This window comes from Mesorhizobium sp. WSM4906 (genome assembly GCF_029674625.1).
GTDB lineage: Bacteria > Pseudomonadota > Alphaproteobacteria > Rhizobiales > Rhizobiaceae > Mesorhizobium.
Window position 1 is genome coordinate 6,233,959 of the sequence record NZ_CP121355.1, and the last position, 14,061, is coordinate 6,248,019.

Consider the following 14,061-nt stretch of genomic DNA (forward strand, 5'->3'; position numbering starts at 1 on the left):
AGGTGATGTTGACCCCAAACTCCACGCGCCGATAGCTGCCGAACTTACAGCGACGGAGGTGCGGCATGGAGATGGCGTATCGAGAGCGGTGGCAGGCCGAGATTGCCGCACTGCAGAAGATCTTGTCCGAGTTTGACCTAAGAGAGGAATGCAAGTGGGGAAAGCCCTGCTACACGCTGGCTGGAAAAAATATCGTCATCATTCAGGGCTTCAAAGAATATTGCGCGCTGGGCTTCTTTCAGGGTGCGCTGCTGAAGGACCCCAAGAAACTGCTGGTGCAGCTCGGGCAGGTTCAGGCAGCGCGGGTGATGAAGTTCACCAGCGCCAAGGAGATTGCGACGAAAGCGAACACCATCAAGGCCTACGTGCACGAGGCCGTAGCGGCCGAGAAGGCCGGAATGAAGGTTGAGACGAAGCCCCAAGAGGTTCCCGTGCCTGAGGAGCTGAGGGAGAAGTTCCGCAACGATCCGCGGTTCAAGCGCGCGTTCGAGGCGCTGACTCCGGGTCGGCAAAGAGGATATCTGTTTCACTTCGCCAGCGCGAAGCAGTCTGGGACACGGATCGCGCGGATCGAGAAGGCGATGCCTGCGATTTTCGAAGGACGAGGGTTCCTGGAGCGGCGATAGAGAGCGGCGATAGATCGTGAAACTGTTGATGTGTACCGAGTGATAGTCTTCTTAACGGTATCCGACGCTGCGTGCCCTTACTCCCCAATCGATCGTTCTGAGTCATCGTAATGCGCTGATTTGGCACTGCAATTTATTTCTGCGTACAACGAAGAGCCGTCTCGCCGATCCGTCAGAAATTTGCGCTCCTGATTTCAAACACGAATTTCGACGATCCGCGATCTGCTCGGTTTCAAAGACTATCGGCGTCGATCGGTCGATTTTGGTCCACTGTCGCTCGTTGGACCATGCGCGGCATGAAAACCGGGCAGCTCCCTCAGCTGCATTCAGTCGGCTTTGCGAAATGCGTGAACATGGAGATCGTGTAGACGATCTGCGCGCCACTCATTTCTTCTTGAACTCAAACAGTTCGACCAGATTGCCCGACGGATCTTCCAGAAGTCTGGCGCGACCAGCTCCCGCCTCGCTGATTTCTCCTTTGAATTTGGCGCCAATATCGTTCAACCGACCGACGACGGCGTCTATGTCTTTCGTGACAATCATGAATCGGTTCCATCCGCCGGGCTCTGGTTTACCGCCAGCAGTTCCCCCACTGCCTGCCCCGGGAGCGCTAAGGTAAAGCGTGAGATCATCGCGAATGAGCGCTGCAAACTTGCCAGGGTTGTGCATGGCGACCTCGAACTCGAGTTTATCGCGATAAAACACGACCGAACTATCAACGTCCGTCACAATGTATCGAATGGATGCCATCGTCCGTTCTCCTTTCACCATAGAAGGGGAACGGACTCATGCGAATGCAGTTGCCTTGACATTGGCGATCACGGCCAACAGTCGGCCAGCCGGCTGATAAGAATAGCCTTCTAAGGCCTGCGAATCGCGTCGCTCGATTTCTTTCGCCCGCGCGATTGCGAGCGCGAGTCTCAGGCGCGAAAAAACTGCGGAAACCCTCGCTCAGATGAGGCGTTCATTCATTCATGACCCGACGCATGAATCAGGCGCATGAATTATGAGTGAGCGCGTAGCTATCGTAACTGGTGCAGGACGTGGCCTTGGGCGCGTCATGGCGACGGCTCTGCTGAACGCAGGCCATCGCGTATTTTTGACGTCGACAGATATTGAGTCGCTTGACGAGACACGGCGCGCCAGCGGAGCGGGCGAGCGCGCTGCCGTGAAGACTGCCGATCTCGGCAATGAACGAGAGCTGGCTGAGCTAGTCGATGCCGCCATGCACGCATTCGGACGCGTCGATATCCTAGTCAGCAATGCAGGCATTCCAAACCCAGCGGTACGACGACCGCTCGACGTCACACCGGATCAGTTGCGGCGGTTGTTCGAGATCAACACCCTTGCCTCGATCAATTTGATCCGACTGGTCGTCCCCGGCATGGTTGCGCGCAGATGGGGTCGTATCATCTTCATCTCCACCAGCCTCGATACCATGCTCGATCCGGGTCATGTCGCGTACGGAATGACCAAGGCGGCGGGAGAAGCCTTCATCGCTGCTCTCGCAACGTCCCTTCAGTCGACGGGGGTTACGGCCAACGTCCTCTTGCCCGGCGGCGCAGTTGCAACGAGGATGGCGGCAGGTGTTGCGGACCCAAAAGACCTGCTGCAGCCTGAAATCATGGCGGCGCCGATTGCATGGCTGGCGTCGGACGATTCGAACAATGTAACCGGCCGACGCTTCATCGCCGCGAAGTGGAATACTGCGCTCGATCCTGCCCAATCGGCGCAGGCCGCAAGCGCGCCGGCTGCATGGGGCGGTTATGGCGACAAAAGTATCAGACCGTGAAGAGAGCGTAGCGCTCAGATCGATCGACAATTGTCGACTACGTTCGCTCGGGTGCCCGCCTACGATATCCAGCACTATTCAAATTTACGCTGCAATACTCCCCGCTCATTCCCACTCGATTGTCCGGCGCCATAACAACCATCTGAATTCATTGCAGAAAATATTTTTCCATTCAAATACTACCGGCTCGGGACCCGTCAGGAATTTACAATCCTGATTTCGTTTAAGAATTTCCGCCCAGCGCCGCGGACCATCTATCGACTATTATCGGCTCTTGTGCGCCATTACAGGTCTGACGTCCAAACCCATGTCACACCCAAAAGTACCGTCAGCGTTGGCAGGATCGGAGACCTACGCGAATGGGCAAAGTCTGCATCAAAAATCCTCCAACCACTGGAGGATAGGCGTTTCACTTGACGCAGGCGCCCGCCCCCAACGAACATTGCGACGCCTGTGCCGAACGCCGCGCCGAGCGAAAATATCCCGAGCGCAATACCGCGCCGTCGGGAAGAAAAGCTGTCGAAAATCAGCGCCGAGGCTGCCGGGATCAGCGCCGCCTCGCCGAGGCCCACCGCGACCCTCGCGGCAAAAAAGCTCCGGAAGTCGCCAGCGACCCCACAGGCAATCGTCGCTACGGACCAGAGCGCAATGCCGGTCATGATTACATTGCGGCGGTTAGCCCAATCGGCGAGCCGGCCGCACGGTAAAGTTGCCAGGGCGAAGATCACGGCAAATCCGGCGCCTTGCAGCAGGCTCACCTCAAAGTCCGTCAAAATCAGATCTGCGCGAATGGGATCGACCACGAGATTGATGACGAGTCGGTCGGTGAAGGAAATCAGCAAGGCAAGGCACAGAACGATGACCGTGTACCAACTGGCAGCCGTAGAAACATTCTGTTCCGTGTTAGGCCTGTCATCGTCCAATAGAGTGTTCCCCTCGGCACCCTCGGCCATCCTTAAATCCTCGCGCAAAAAGCAACCGGTGGCAAATGGAGTGGCCAAGGAACACAATGAAGCGTCGAACGTGACGAACCTAGTCCTGCTTAGTATGGCAGCCCCGGCCACGCGTGAGCGTGTCGTGTTGCATGCGCTAGGGAAGCGGAGAGATTGGTGCATCGGTCGACAGGGTAGCATGGCGAGTTCCTCTCGTTGAAAGGAACTCGACGGTCGACGCCTCTAGTCGATGGGTTCTTGGGGTTCGTTTTGCCGTTACCAAGAGGTGGATTTGAACGCGCGGCCGCTTTCGGTTGCCTCTGCCCCCGGGCGGAACGACTGAGATTGGGCGCGAAACCGCCATTCCGCAGCAGAACTGCGGCCGGCGAGTGGCTGGCCGGGCTTCTTGAATCAACTTTGGCGAGCTGCTCTGTAGGCTATTAACACGACAGTTATGTTGGTCGCCGAGCATTTGTGGGCCGAGATGAAGTTCGATCGTTCGACCCGCCACCTCGCTAACAAGTACCTAAGCCGGGCTTGGCGGGAGCGTGAAGACTCCCACCAAGCCGGTTTTGTCAGTTCTTGCCGCAGGTGTCGGCCATGTCGGGCGTGCACTTGACGAAGCCGGTGTCGATATAGGGGGGCACCGTCTTGCCCTGCTTCAGGTCGTGCAGCGCCTCGATCGACTTGTAGCCCATATTGTATGGGCTCTGACCGACGAGGTAGTGGGCAAGCCCATCCTTGAGCAGCGGCAGCTGCGGCGCGAAGGCGTCGCCGAAGGAGATGACGAGGTCCTTGGAATCGACGCGGTCCTTCACGCGGCCGACCGCCTGGCGGTAGGCCGACGGCGCGTATTGCGCCCAGCCGCCGACGGCCACGAAGGCGTCGAGCTTGGGATTGGCGACCAGCACGTCGTTCATCTGCTGGGCGGCGAGGCTGATGTTGTCATTGTTGTAGATCGGGCAGCCGTCGACCTCGGTCCAGCCGTTCTCGCCGGCAAGACGCTTCACCGGCTTGTCCTTGGAGACATTGGCCAGCGTGTCGCGAATGCCCTGGACGCGCAGGTCGAGATTGAGCGAGCCGGCCGTGCCGGTCTGGATGCAGACCGTGCCGCCCTTCGGCTTGTATTCGACGACCTTCTTCGCGAGCTCCACGCCGAAATTGTGGTTGTCGGTGCCGATGAAGGTCGAGCGCAGGCCAGCGTCTTCCTGCAGCAGGTCGCCATCGAAGGTCACGATCGGGATGCCGGCGGCCTTGGCCTTTTCCAGCAGCCGGGCCACGGACTTCGGATTGGTCGCGGAGACCGCGATGCCGTCGACGCCCTTGGTCAGCACGTCGTTGATGACCTGGAGCTGCTGGGCCTCGTTCACCTCCGACGGGCCGATATAATAGCACTCGACGCCGAGGTCTTTGGCGGCCTTCTCGCAGCCCTCCTTGACCGGAGCGCTGAAGACGTCGTTCACCGTCTTGACGATCACCGCATAGGTCTCGGCCGAAGCCGGCGCTGCATTGATGCCAGCGGCGAACGCCGCGGCGAGCACGGTCGCGCCCATTCGGGCGGTCAGTCTGTTGATGCGTCTCATGGTTTTCTCCTCTCTGATGTTATGTGCACGAAAGTGCGCGAACCTGCCGGACAGGCCACCTGCCTGTCCGGACGGGTCCTAGGCGCGGGTGGAGCGGAACCGTTCAAGCAGTACCGCGAACAGGATGAAGAGGCCGACGAAGGTGCCCTGCCAGAAGGGGTTCACGCCGGCGAGCAGCAGGGCGTTGCGGATCACTTCGATCAGCACCGAGCCGATGACGGCGCCGAAGGACGTGCCGAAGCCGCCGAGCAGGTTGGCGCCGCCGATGACGGTCGCGGCGATGACCTGCAGCTCCTGGCCCTGGCCGAGCGCGTTGGTGGCGGCGCCCATCCAGCCGACGAGGAAGATGGCGGTCATGCCGGTCATGGCGCCGAGCAGCGCGTAGGTCGAAACCTTGACGCGGTCGACCGGTATGCCGGAAAGGCGCGCGGCGTTTTCATTGCCGCCGATGGCACGCACGTAGCGGCCCCATTTGGTCATCGACAGGAGCCACTGCATGGCGACGGCCGAGACGATCACCGCCCACAGCACATTCGGCACGCCGAGGAAGGAGCCGCTGCCGAGCGCCAGCAGCGTGTCGCCGGCCTTGCCGAAATCGTAGACGACCTGGTTGTTTGTGACGACCAAGGTTTGAGAGCGCACCAGGCTCATCATGCCGAGCGTGACGATGAAGGGCGGCAGCTTCAGGTATGAGACCAGCGCGCCGTTGACGATGCCGACGAACGCGCCGACGAGAAGCACGAACAAGACGACCACGGCAAAAGGATAGCCGCTGGCGCAGAACAAGCCGAGCAGCACGCCGGTCAGGCCGAGCGTGGAGCCGACGGAGATGTCGATGCCGCCGGTCATGATCACCGGCGTCATGCCGATCGCCATCAACGCCGTGAAGCAGAAATTCTGCAGGATGTTGGCCATGTTGGCGCCGGTGAGGAAGCGCGGCGCGATCATGCCGACCACGGCGCCGATGATCAGCACCGCGACGACGATCCAGAATTCCTGGCTGCGCAGCATCTCGCCGAGCTTGCTGCGTTCCGACAGGTTGAAGACCGAATCCAGGTTGCTTGCGTCCGGAGACTTGTTCATCTCATCCCTCCCCTGTTGCCTTAGGCCGCGGCCTTGGCGCCGACGATCAAGGCGGTGATTTCCTCGGGCGAGCTGGTCGAAGCGAGCTTGTTGGCGACCAGATGGCCGCGCCGCAGCACCATGATGCGCTCGCATACGCCGAACACGTCGGGCATGCGGTGCGAGATCAGGATGACGGCGACGCCGCGCTCCTTGAGGCGCTTGATCAGCGCCAGCACCTCGGCGACCTGGCGCACCGAGATCGCGGCGGTCGGCTCGTCCATCAACACCAGCTTGGCGTCGGCCAGGCGGGTGCGGGCGATGGCGACGGCCTGGCGCTGGCCGCCCGACATACGCTTGACCACATCGCGCGGCCGCGTCTCCGACTGCAGTTCGCGGAACAGCTCGGCGGCGCGCTCGCGCATCTTGCGGTGGTCGAGGAATTTGAACGGGCCGACCGAGCGCATGATCTCGCGGCCGAGGAAGACGTTGGCGGCGGCGCTCAGATTGTCGCAGAGCGCCAGGTCCTGGTAGACGATCTCGATGCCGGCGCGACGGGCGTCGGACGGCTGGCTGAACTGCACTTCCTTGCCGTCGAAGGTCATCTTGCCGGACGAGGCCGGGAAGTTGCCGGCGATCATCTTGACCAGCGTCGACTTGCCGGCGCCGTTGTCGCCCATCAGGCCGACGATCTCGCCGGGCTCGATCTTGAACGACACGTCCTCGACGGCGTGGATGGCGCCGAACTGGCGCGAGATGTTCTTCAGCTCCAACAGGCTCATGGCAGGGACTCCCGTTCTTGCTTCGCTTGCGATGCCGGCATGGATCGCGCCGCGGCATAGTCGTCGGCGGCCTTGAGGCCGCCATAGAGGACGGCGCGCCAGCCGAGCCCGGCCCAGCGCAGATCCATCGGGCGGCCCGTCTCGGCGAAGGGCGCGCGCAGCGCCACCAGTTCTTCCAGGTGCCGGCGCGGGAAGGCTTCGATCGCGCAGACCCCTCCCCCGAGCACGATCGTGGCCGGGGAAAACAGCGCCACCGCCGTGCCTATTGCGAGTGCCTGATCGCGCACGAAGCGGTCGATGTCGGCGCCAAGCCCCGGGATGCTCCGGGACTGGACAAAAACCTGGGTGACGGGAACGCCGTATCTCTCGGCAATCACTTCCAGTGCGCGGCCTGAAACGTAGGTTTCCAGGCAGTCGGTGCGCAGCCCCTCCAGCGTCCTGCCCTCATTGCCGAAAGGCATATGGCCGATTTCCAGCGCCCAGCCGCCGCCGCGAAACGCTTCGCCGCCCTGCAGGAAGGCGCCGCCGACGCCGGTGCCGAAGAACAGGCCGAGCACGCTGTCGGCGCCTTTCGCGGCGCCCGCGATCACCTCGCCGGCCAGCACCAGCACGGAGTCGCGTTCGATGATGACGGGTAAGCCGAGCACGTCGCCAAGCTCGCTCGCCAGATGATGGCCGTTGAGCTCGGGCACATTGCCGGCGAAGAGGACACGGTCGCCGTCGATGTCGATGAAGCCCGGAACGGTCGAGACCATCAGGTCGGGGGCGAGGCCGGCCTCGGCGCAGAACTCCCTGACGAGCCTGGCGAAGCTGCCGACCGGATTGGCGTTGCGCAGCAAGGCGGACGGGAAGAGCCGTTCGCCGGCCTGCGGAACACGGTCGACGACCATGCCGCATTTGACCGAGGTGCCGCCGACATCGACAACCAGGATCGAGCGGATCGAGGCTCGCGTCATCGGTCGCCTCCCCTGTCCGGAAGGAAGCCCGCCAACGCATCGCGGAACTCGGCGACGTAGGCCGCGCGGTCGATCGTCTTCGATGTGATCTCGGCCAGCCGGGCGCCCGGGATGAGGCCTGCCAGCTCGCGCGCGTAGGCGAGCGGGTGGACGTAGTCCTGGTCATTGCCGATGATCAGTGCCGGCTGCCGGATCGTCGCGATTTGGGCCCGGCTCACGCCCGGTGAGTCGAGCGGAATGCGCGACAGAAGCGCTATCGTGGTATCGGGCCGCGGGCGCTTGAAGAAACCGATGAGCGAAACAGCGTTGTCCGGCGAGGCCGCCATGACCTCGAGGAACTCCGGCGAGACGCGAAAACGCTCCGCGCCTTCCTCGGTGCCATATGTTTCGAGATATTGCGCCGCGACGTGATAGCCGTGCTGACGCTCGATGGAAGGTGTGTCCACCCAAGCCGGCCGCGCCAGCACCAGCTTTGCCACGCGCCGTGCATGAAAGCTTGCCACCCGCAGCGAAATTGCCGCGCCAAGCGAGATGCCGCCGACCGCCGCCTGCTCGATGCCGAGATGGTCGAGCAACGCCAGCGCATCGTCGGCGAATTGCGCGATCGAAAGGCGTGAGGGGTCGCCAAGCGAAGAGGCGCCATGGCCCCGGCACATCAGCGTGATGCGCTGCAGGCCGGTGTTTTCGGGGAACACCTCGACCGGCTGGTCGAGGGGCGCGCCGAGCCCATGCTGCCACAGCACCGGCTGTCCTTTACCCGCGACATCGAAGGTCAGCGCGCAATCGTCGGCGGTGGTGAAGGTACCGACGGTCATGACACGTCCTCAAGAAGCGCGCGCAGAGTTGCTCCCGACGCGGCTGCATCCTTGTGCTGGAAGCCATGCGCGACCACTGCCTGGCCGTAGCCGCAGGAGCGTAAGAGCCGCAGGAACCGGTGGATGTCGACGGCGCCGGCCCCGGTGGCGACCACCGCGCCGGCGCGTTCGACATCCTTGGCATGCGCCAGGATGATGTGCTCGCCGAGCAGGTCCACCGCCTCTTCCATGACGCGGGCCTGGTCGCTCAGCCTATCGCCGACGAGATTGGCGGCGTCGAGGATGATGCCGAGGCGCGGGTTCCCGACCTCGTCGAGGATCCGGCGCGCGAGAACGGCATCGGCGACGACATTGCCGGGCTCGGGCTCGATGCCGAGCCTGACGTCGTGCTTCGCGGCAAGCTCGAGCGCCGCATCGAGTTCGGCGCGCATGTCGGCCCAGGCGGACGGCGAGGCGTTGTCGGGGTGGGCTGCCCACATGTCGTCGGCGTTGCGCGAACCGGTGCACAGCGTCACGATCGGCGCGCCGAGCAGCGGCGCGGCGGCGACGACGTTGTCGAAGCGGGCACGGGCGGCACGGCGCACCGCCACGTCGGGATGAGCCATGTTGTAGGTGCCGGAGAGACCAGCGATCGCCAGGCCGTGCTTGCGGGCAGCCTCGTCAAACGCTTTCAACTCACCGGCAGGGACGGAGTCCGGAAGGCTGGCCAAACCCAGGCACGACAGGTTGAATTGCATGCCCTCATAGCCGTCCTGCCCAATTGCCGAGAGTAGCTCGTCGACGGTGCCGAGCGGATAGGTCCGGGCAAAGATCGCGGGATACATCAGACCGGCCCCGAGGCGTCCGCCAGATCGACGGGCTTGCCGCTGCGCACCGACTGGCCGATCGCCACCATGGCGCGGACGGAGGCGACGCCATCCTCGATCGAAGCGCCGTTCATCGGCGTGCCGTTCAGGACGACGTCGGCGAAGCCTTCGAGCTGGCGGCGGTAGAAATGGCCGTCGGCGCCAAGCACGCGCTCGGAGGAAGCGCTGCTTTCGCGAAAGATGTCGACCTCGCTCGACTTATAGTACCAGGGATTGAAGATCTTGCCGGTGGCGCTGCCGTTCTCGCCATAGAGTTGGAAGCCCTCGTGCCAATCCATCCGGACCGGCAGCGTCAGATCGAGATGGCCGAGCGCGCCGTTTTCGAATTCCGTGTCGACGAACCAGCAATGGGCGCCGAAGCGTTCGAGCAGACGCGCCTGGACCGACTTGATCGGCCCGGCCAGATAACGCGCGAGATCGACGAGATGGCTGCCATGCGCCAGCATGAAATAGCGCTGGCGGTCGGCTTTCTGGTCCCCGGCCGGCTTCAATGCCTTGGCGCCGGTCCTCGGCACCGGCTGCACGGCATCGGTCATGGTGTAGCGATGAGTGGAATCGCAGTACCAGGCCTTCAGCGCCAGCAGCGAGCCCATCTCGCTGGTGGCGAACTCGTGCGCCGCCTGGATACCGGGGTCGAAACGCAGCATATGGCCGATCTGCAGCACCAGGCCGGTGCGCTCGACATGGGCCTTCAGTTCCTCCGCCTCCTCGACCGACATGGCGATCGGCTTTTCGCAGAGAACGTGCTTGCCGGCCGAAAGAGCCTTGATTGCCGCCGGAACGTGGAAGGCATCGGAAATGCCGATGACGACCGCCTCGACTTTTGCGTCGGCAAGCATGCGGTCATAGTCGTTGTAGATGCTGATCGCGTCGTAGAAGGAGCCGAAACGCCGCGCCAGATCGACATCGGCGTCGCAGACGGCCTGCAAGACGACGTTCCTGCCCTTCTGCGCCGATTCCAGATGCGCGAACTGGGATATCGGTCCGCAACCGAGGATACCAATGCGCAGGCAACGGTCGTCTTTCTTGACGGGCACAGGCTATCTCCCTGATATTTGTTTTTGTCTTATACAAAAACAAATATCACAAACCGCGTCACGTCAAGGCGGTTGATCAGGATTTCTGCGATTGCTGTTTTGCGGGGCGCGTGGATGGCGCTGAGCTGCGCATCCTGTCCGTGCTACTTGCTTGAACCGGCGCCTAAAAACAGACGGCGGTGGCCGAATGCCACTCTGCGCGAAAAGTGACGGAAAACGCTGTGGACCGCGTTACAGCGTGCTGGCTTCGAGGTCCGGCAGGGCGAAAAGCGTGTCGCGGATGGTGGCCGCCGCGCCGATCGCCGCGCCGTCGGCGCCGAACTGCGCCACCCTGATCTCCGGCATCGCGAAGCCCGCCAGAAGCCGCCGCTTGATGTCGGCCTGGATGCGCCGGCTGAGTTTTGGGTAAAGGCCGGCCAGCGGGCCGCCGAGCACGACGCGCCCGGGATCGAGCAGATGGATGGCGTTGACAAGACCGGCGGAAAGGCCGCTGACCCAGGCGTCGAGCGCGGCATCCACCGCCTTGTCGCCGACATTGGCGAGCAGCATCTGGACCCCGTCGGCCACCGGCTGCCCCTCTTCGAACAGCCGCGTGAAAAGCTTGGCGCCGGCCAGCATCTCGAACGTGTCGACGCGTCCGCCGGCGGAAACGATGGTGTGGCCGATTTCGCCGGAATAGCCGTGCCCGCCCATCACGACACGGCCGTCATCGATGATGGCGCCGCCGATGCCCTCTGCCAGGAGAACGACCAGCATGCTACCGGCCTTGGCCGTGGCGGAGGCGGCGAGCTCGGCATTGGCGAAGGCGAAGGCGTCGTTGCAGACCAAGACCGACCAGTCGGCCGGCGCCTTCCGCGTCAGCTCCGCCTGAAGCGGATAGTTGCGCCATTCGAGGAATGGCGCATGCACCACGCTGCCGTCGCGGGCGACCAGGCCTGGCACTGAAATGCCGATGCCTTCGACCTTATCCTGCAGAGCGGGGTTTTCGCTGAGCAGCCTCTCGATCAGCGAGAGCAGCTTTGCCGATATATGCCCGGGGTCGCGGTAGCGCGGGCCGGTCGGCTCGACGATCCGGCTGGCGACATTCATCTGCAGGTCGAGCAGCACCCCGGTCAAGGAACGCGTGCCGACATCGACGCCGACAAAATAAGCGCCCGAAGGGTTGAGCGACACGCCCACGCCCGGGCGGCCCTTGCGTGATTCAGGCGACATTTCGGCACTCTCGACGACCAGGCCGGCATCGAGCAGGACGCGCATGGCGTTGCCGATCGTGGCCCTTGTCAGGCCGAGCTGCCGAGCCATGTCGGCGCGAGAAAGCTGCCGGCCGTTTTGCAGCAGTCTCAGACAACGCCTGGCGTTGATATGGCGCAGTAGGCTTGTCGTGCTCACGGCCGCATCTTTTGGTTACGTCCGCGCAAATACCATCGGAAGGGGCTATCCCAAAGCCGTTTTCTCACGGAAGCGTCCAAAGTCGGCACAGCCATCGTGTGGGCAAGGATATAATACTGAACCAGAGCCGCTATGGGGTTGACCGGGCTTGCGCGCCGACGCGGCCGCAGCGCTGCAACAAGTTCGTCCGCGCAGCCTAACGAGGCGAAACTGGAACCACCGTTTTCGACCGACTCGCTGTCTCTCGAAGATCGTCGCGAGCCGCATGGCAATGATCACAGAGGGAGTCCACTGATCTTATGCGATCGACCAGCCGCCATCGATCATGAGGTTGGCCCCGTTGACAAGAGCGCCCGCAGGTGAAGCCAGATACACCACCGCGCCGGTGACATCATGGGTCTCACCAATCCGGCCGAGCGGAATATGCGCGAGCGTCTGGCGATGCGCCTCGGGGTCACTCAGATAGGGACGCGTCGAGTCGGTCCAGATAAAGGTCGGCGAAATGCTGTTCACAGCAATTCCCAACGGACCCCACTCGGCAGCCAGGCACCTGGTGAGATGATTGATGGCAGCCTTCGACATGCAATAGATCGATTCCTCGCGCAGCGTGACGGTCCCGGCCTGGGAACTGATGTTGAGTATCCGGCCAGCACGACGCTCGATCATTGTCCTTGCCACAGCCTGCGTCAGGAAGAACGTGCCTTTAAGGTTCGTGCCTAGAACCAGATCGAAGTCCTCCTCGCTGACGGATTGCGCCAGGCTTCGCCGCGATATGCCGATATTGTTGACCAGGATGTCGATCTGGCCGAAATGAGCCACCGCATCGCGTACGGCGTCTTCAATTCGTCGGGTCTCGGATATGTCCAACGGGACAATCAATGCGCGGCGCCCCAGCGCTTCGATGGCCGAGGTCAAATCCTTGCCGGCATTGTCATCACGAACGATCGCAACGATGTCGGCTCCCGCCTCGGCGCACGCCAACGCACAGGCTCGGCCAATACCGCGTCCAGCGCCGCTCACCATCACCACTTTCCCGTGAAGGCCGAAGCTTGGCAAAGAACTCTTGGTCATCGTCAGTAGCTCCAATGTGCGCCGCTTCCCGGCTCCTGGTTGTCTGATGCTGCTTTGGTAAGGTGGCAAAACGCTACGAGTTGTGACGACTCTCCGCGATCGCCTCACAAGATCCGGCGTCGTGATTTCACGAAGGTGTCGAACGCGACCGCCAGAACGATGATCATCCCGATGATGATCTGCTGGACGTAAGCCGAGACATCCAGGAGAACGAGGCCGTTGAGCAGGACACCGATCAGAACGGTGCCGATGACCGTGCCGAATATTGTCCCGGTGCCCCCAAAGAGGCTGGTCCCACCGATCACAACCGAGGCAATGACAGTCAATTCAAAACCAGTACCGGCCACGGCCTCAGCCGAATTCAGTCTTGCCGCCAGGACGAAAGCACCGAGACCAGCGAAGAAGCCGGTGATGACATAGACACTGAGGATAATCTTCTGGACGTTGAGGCCGGCGAGGCGCGCAGCTTCGGGGTTTCCGCCGACTGCATAGATCTGCCGGCCGTAGCGCGTGTAGCTCAACGCTATGTGCGCGATGACCGAGAAAAGAACAAAGATCAGAACCGGAACCGGGACTGGCCCCAGCTTACCTTGGCCCCACCAGACAAATGCTTCGTCGAAGCCGCTGACCGGCCCGCCGCCGGAAAAGAGCAAGGCCGCACCGCGAAAGGCCGACATGCCGCCCAGCGTCACAACGAAAGGCGGCACCTTGAACCGGGTGATAGCCAGCCCCTGAACAAATCCTGCCGCGACGCCTACACTTATCGCTGCCAGCGCTGCGACCTCCCAACCGAAACCCATTGCGGCCGATCCATCGCCAACACTGAAACGGTTGTCGAGGCCGCCCTTAGCCACCACCGCCGCGACAAGCCCTGCCAAGGCTAGGATCGAGCCTATCGAAAGGTCTATTCCGGCCGTGAGGATGACGAAGGTCATTCCTATCGCCAGCAGTCCGTAGATCGAGACCTGGCGGAGCACGTTGAAAAGGTTCAGCGGCGTGAGAAAGCGCGGCTCAAGGATCGAGAAGCCGATCATGAGAACCACGAGGAACAGCACTGGCGCGAAGCGCGCCACCACATTAAACGGCCGAATTTGCTGCCGCTTCGCGACCGGTGCCTCCGCTGCCACTTGCGCCATATCGTTCTCCCCTG

General features: G+C 62.5%; 14 protein-coding genes. 2 read left to right on the top strand and 12 right to left on the bottom strand.

The features are described 5' to 3' along the window. The first annotated feature begins 65 nt into the window (after window positions 1-65). Complete coding sequence (locus QAZ22_RS30185; RefSeq protein WP_278204560.1) at window positions 66-626, top strand: YdeI/OmpD-associated family protein; 561 nt, start codon at window positions 66-68, stop codon at window positions 624-626. Between the two features lie 384 nt (window positions 627-1,010). On the opposite strand, the gene QAZ22_RS30190 is transcribed toward QAZ22_RS30185, so the two are convergent. Beyond that, the gene (locus QAZ22_RS30190) at window positions 1,011-1,376 is read right to left on the bottom strand and encodes a VOC family protein (RefSeq protein WP_278204561.1); all 366 of its coding nucleotides are present in this window, start codon (window positions 1,374-1,376) and stop codon (window positions 1,011-1,013) included. A gap of 310 nt (window positions 1,377-1,686) precedes the next feature. Here QAZ22_RS30190 and QAZ22_RS30195 point away from each other — a divergent pair, with 310 nt between their 5' ends. Further along, window positions 1,687-2,418: an SDR family oxidoreductase gene (locus tag QAZ22_RS30195; protein WP_278204562.1), complete on the top strand. Its 732-nt coding sequence runs from the start codon at window positions 1,687-1,689 to the stop codon at window positions 2,416-2,418. Window positions 2,419-2,702: 284 nt separating this feature from the next. Here the strand turns inward: QAZ22_RS30195 and QAZ22_RS30200 are convergent, their stop codons facing one another. From QAZ22_RS30200 to QAZ22_RS30250, 11 genes are all read right to left on the bottom strand, one after another. Then, a complete protein-coding gene (locus QAZ22_RS30200) occupies window positions 2,703-3,371 on the bottom strand; it encodes an MFS transporter (RefSeq protein ID WP_278204563.1) in 669 nt (222 codons plus the stop codon). A 554-nt stretch (window positions 3,372-3,925) separates the two neighbouring features. Beyond that, complete coding sequence (locus QAZ22_RS30205) at window positions 3,926-4,933, bottom strand: sugar-binding protein (RefSeq protein ID WP_278204564.1); 1,008 nt, start codon at window positions 4,931-4,933, stop codon at window positions 3,926-3,928. A gap of 78 nt (window positions 4,934-5,011) precedes the next feature. Then, window positions 5,012-6,016 carry an ABC transporter permease gene (locus QAZ22_RS30210; RefSeq protein WP_278204565.1) on the bottom strand — a complete coding sequence of 335 codons (1,005 nt, stop codon included), beginning with the start codon at window positions 6,014-6,016 and terminating at the stop codon, window positions 5,012-5,014. Between the two features lie 20 nt (window positions 6,017-6,036). Further along, a complete protein-coding gene (locus QAZ22_RS30215) occupies window positions 6,037-6,777 on the bottom strand; it encodes an ATP-binding cassette domain-containing protein (protein WP_278204566.1) in 741 nt (246 codons plus the stop codon). Then, on the bottom strand, window positions 6,774-7,733 hold the full coding sequence (locus tag QAZ22_RS30220; protein ID WP_278204567.1) for an ROK family protein: 960 nt from the start codon (window positions 7,731-7,733) through the stop codon (window positions 6,774-6,776). Before QAZ22_RS30220 ends, QAZ22_RS30215 begins: the two co-directional genes overlap by 4 nt. Next, a complete protein-coding gene (locus QAZ22_RS30225) occupies window positions 7,730-8,548 on the bottom strand; it encodes an alpha/beta hydrolase (protein ID WP_278204568.1) in 819 nt (272 codons plus the stop codon). Before QAZ22_RS30225 ends, QAZ22_RS30220 begins: the two co-directional genes overlap by 4 nt. Beyond that, window positions 8,545-9,372 carry a sugar phosphate isomerase/epimerase gene (locus QAZ22_RS30230; RefSeq protein WP_278204569.1) on the bottom strand — a complete coding sequence of 276 codons (828 nt, stop codon included), beginning with the start codon at window positions 9,370-9,372 and terminating at the stop codon, window positions 8,545-8,547. Before QAZ22_RS30230 ends, QAZ22_RS30225 begins: the two co-directional genes overlap by 4 nt. Next, on the bottom strand, window positions 9,372-10,451 hold the full coding sequence (locus tag QAZ22_RS30235) for a Gfo/Idh/MocA family oxidoreductase (RefSeq protein ID WP_278204570.1): 1,080 nt from the start codon (window positions 10,449-10,451) through the stop codon (window positions 9,372-9,374). The genes QAZ22_RS30230 and QAZ22_RS30235 overlap by 1 nt, the downstream gene beginning before the upstream one ends. A 231-nt stretch (window positions 10,452-10,682) precedes the next feature. Continuing rightward, on the bottom strand, window positions 10,683-11,840 hold the full coding sequence (locus QAZ22_RS30240; RefSeq protein ID WP_278204571.1) for an ROK family transcriptional regulator: 1,158 nt from the start codon (window positions 11,838-11,840) through the stop codon (window positions 10,683-10,685). A 297-nt stretch (window positions 11,841-12,137) separates the two neighbouring features. Beyond that, window positions 12,138-12,911, bottom strand: coding sequence for a glucose 1-dehydrogenase (locus QAZ22_RS30245; RefSeq protein ID WP_278204572.1), 774 nt, complete (start codon window positions 12,909-12,911; stop codon window positions 12,138-12,140). Between the two features lie 104 nt (window positions 12,912-13,015). Then, window positions 13,016-14,047, bottom strand: a complete 1,032-nt coding sequence (locus QAZ22_RS30250; RefSeq protein ID WP_278204573.1) for an ABC transporter permease — start codon at window positions 14,045-14,047, stop codon at window positions 13,016-13,018. Between the last annotated feature and the right edge of the window lie 14 nt (window positions 14,048-14,061).

Excerpts from the sequence above, each read along its gene's own strand:
- QAZ22_RS30185 (WP_278204560.1), top strand. The coding sequence starts at position 66 with ATGGAGATGGCGTATCGAGAGCGGTGGCAGGCCGAGATTGCCGCACTG.
- QAZ22_RS30190 (WP_278204561.1), bottom strand. The coding sequence starts at position 1,376 with ATGGCATCCATTCGATACATTGTGACGGACGTTGATAGTTCGGTCGTG.
- QAZ22_RS30195 (WP_278204562.1), top strand. The coding sequence starts at position 1,687 with ATGGCGACGGCTCTGCTGAACGCAGGCCATCGCGTATTTTTGACGTCG.
- QAZ22_RS30200 (WP_278204563.1), bottom strand. The coding sequence starts at position 3,371 with ATGGCCGAGGGTGCCGAGGGGAACACTCTATTGGACGATGACAGGCCT.
- QAZ22_RS30205 (WP_278204564.1), bottom strand. The coding sequence starts at position 4,933 with ATGAGACGCATCAACAGACTGACCGCCCGAATGGGCGCGACCGTGCTC.
- QAZ22_RS30210 (WP_278204565.1), bottom strand. The coding sequence starts at position 6,016 with ATGAACAAGTCTCCGGACGCAAGCAACCTGGATTCGGTCTTCAACCTG.
- QAZ22_RS30215 (WP_278204566.1), bottom strand. The coding sequence starts at position 6,777 with ATGAGCCTGTTGGAGCTGAAGAACATCTCGCGCCAGTTCGGCGCCATC.
- QAZ22_RS30220 (WP_278204567.1), bottom strand. The coding sequence starts at position 7,733 with ATGACGCGAGCCTCGATCCGCTCGATCCTGGTTGTCGATGTCGGCGGC.
- QAZ22_RS30225 (WP_278204568.1), bottom strand. The coding sequence starts at position 8,548 with ATGACCGTCGGTACCTTCACCACCGCCGACGATTGCGCGCTGACCTTC.
- QAZ22_RS30230 (WP_278204569.1), bottom strand. The coding sequence starts at position 9,372 with ATGTATCCCGCGATCTTTGCCCGGACCTATCCGCTCGGCACCGTCGAC.
- QAZ22_RS30245 (WP_278204572.1), bottom strand. The coding sequence starts at position 12,911 with ATGACCAAGAGTTCTTTGCCAAGCTTCGGCCTTCACGGGAAAGTGGTG.
- QAZ22_RS30250 (WP_278204573.1), bottom strand. The coding sequence starts at position 14,047 with ATGGCGCAAGTGGCAGCGGAGGCACCGGTCGCGAAGCGGCAGCAAATT.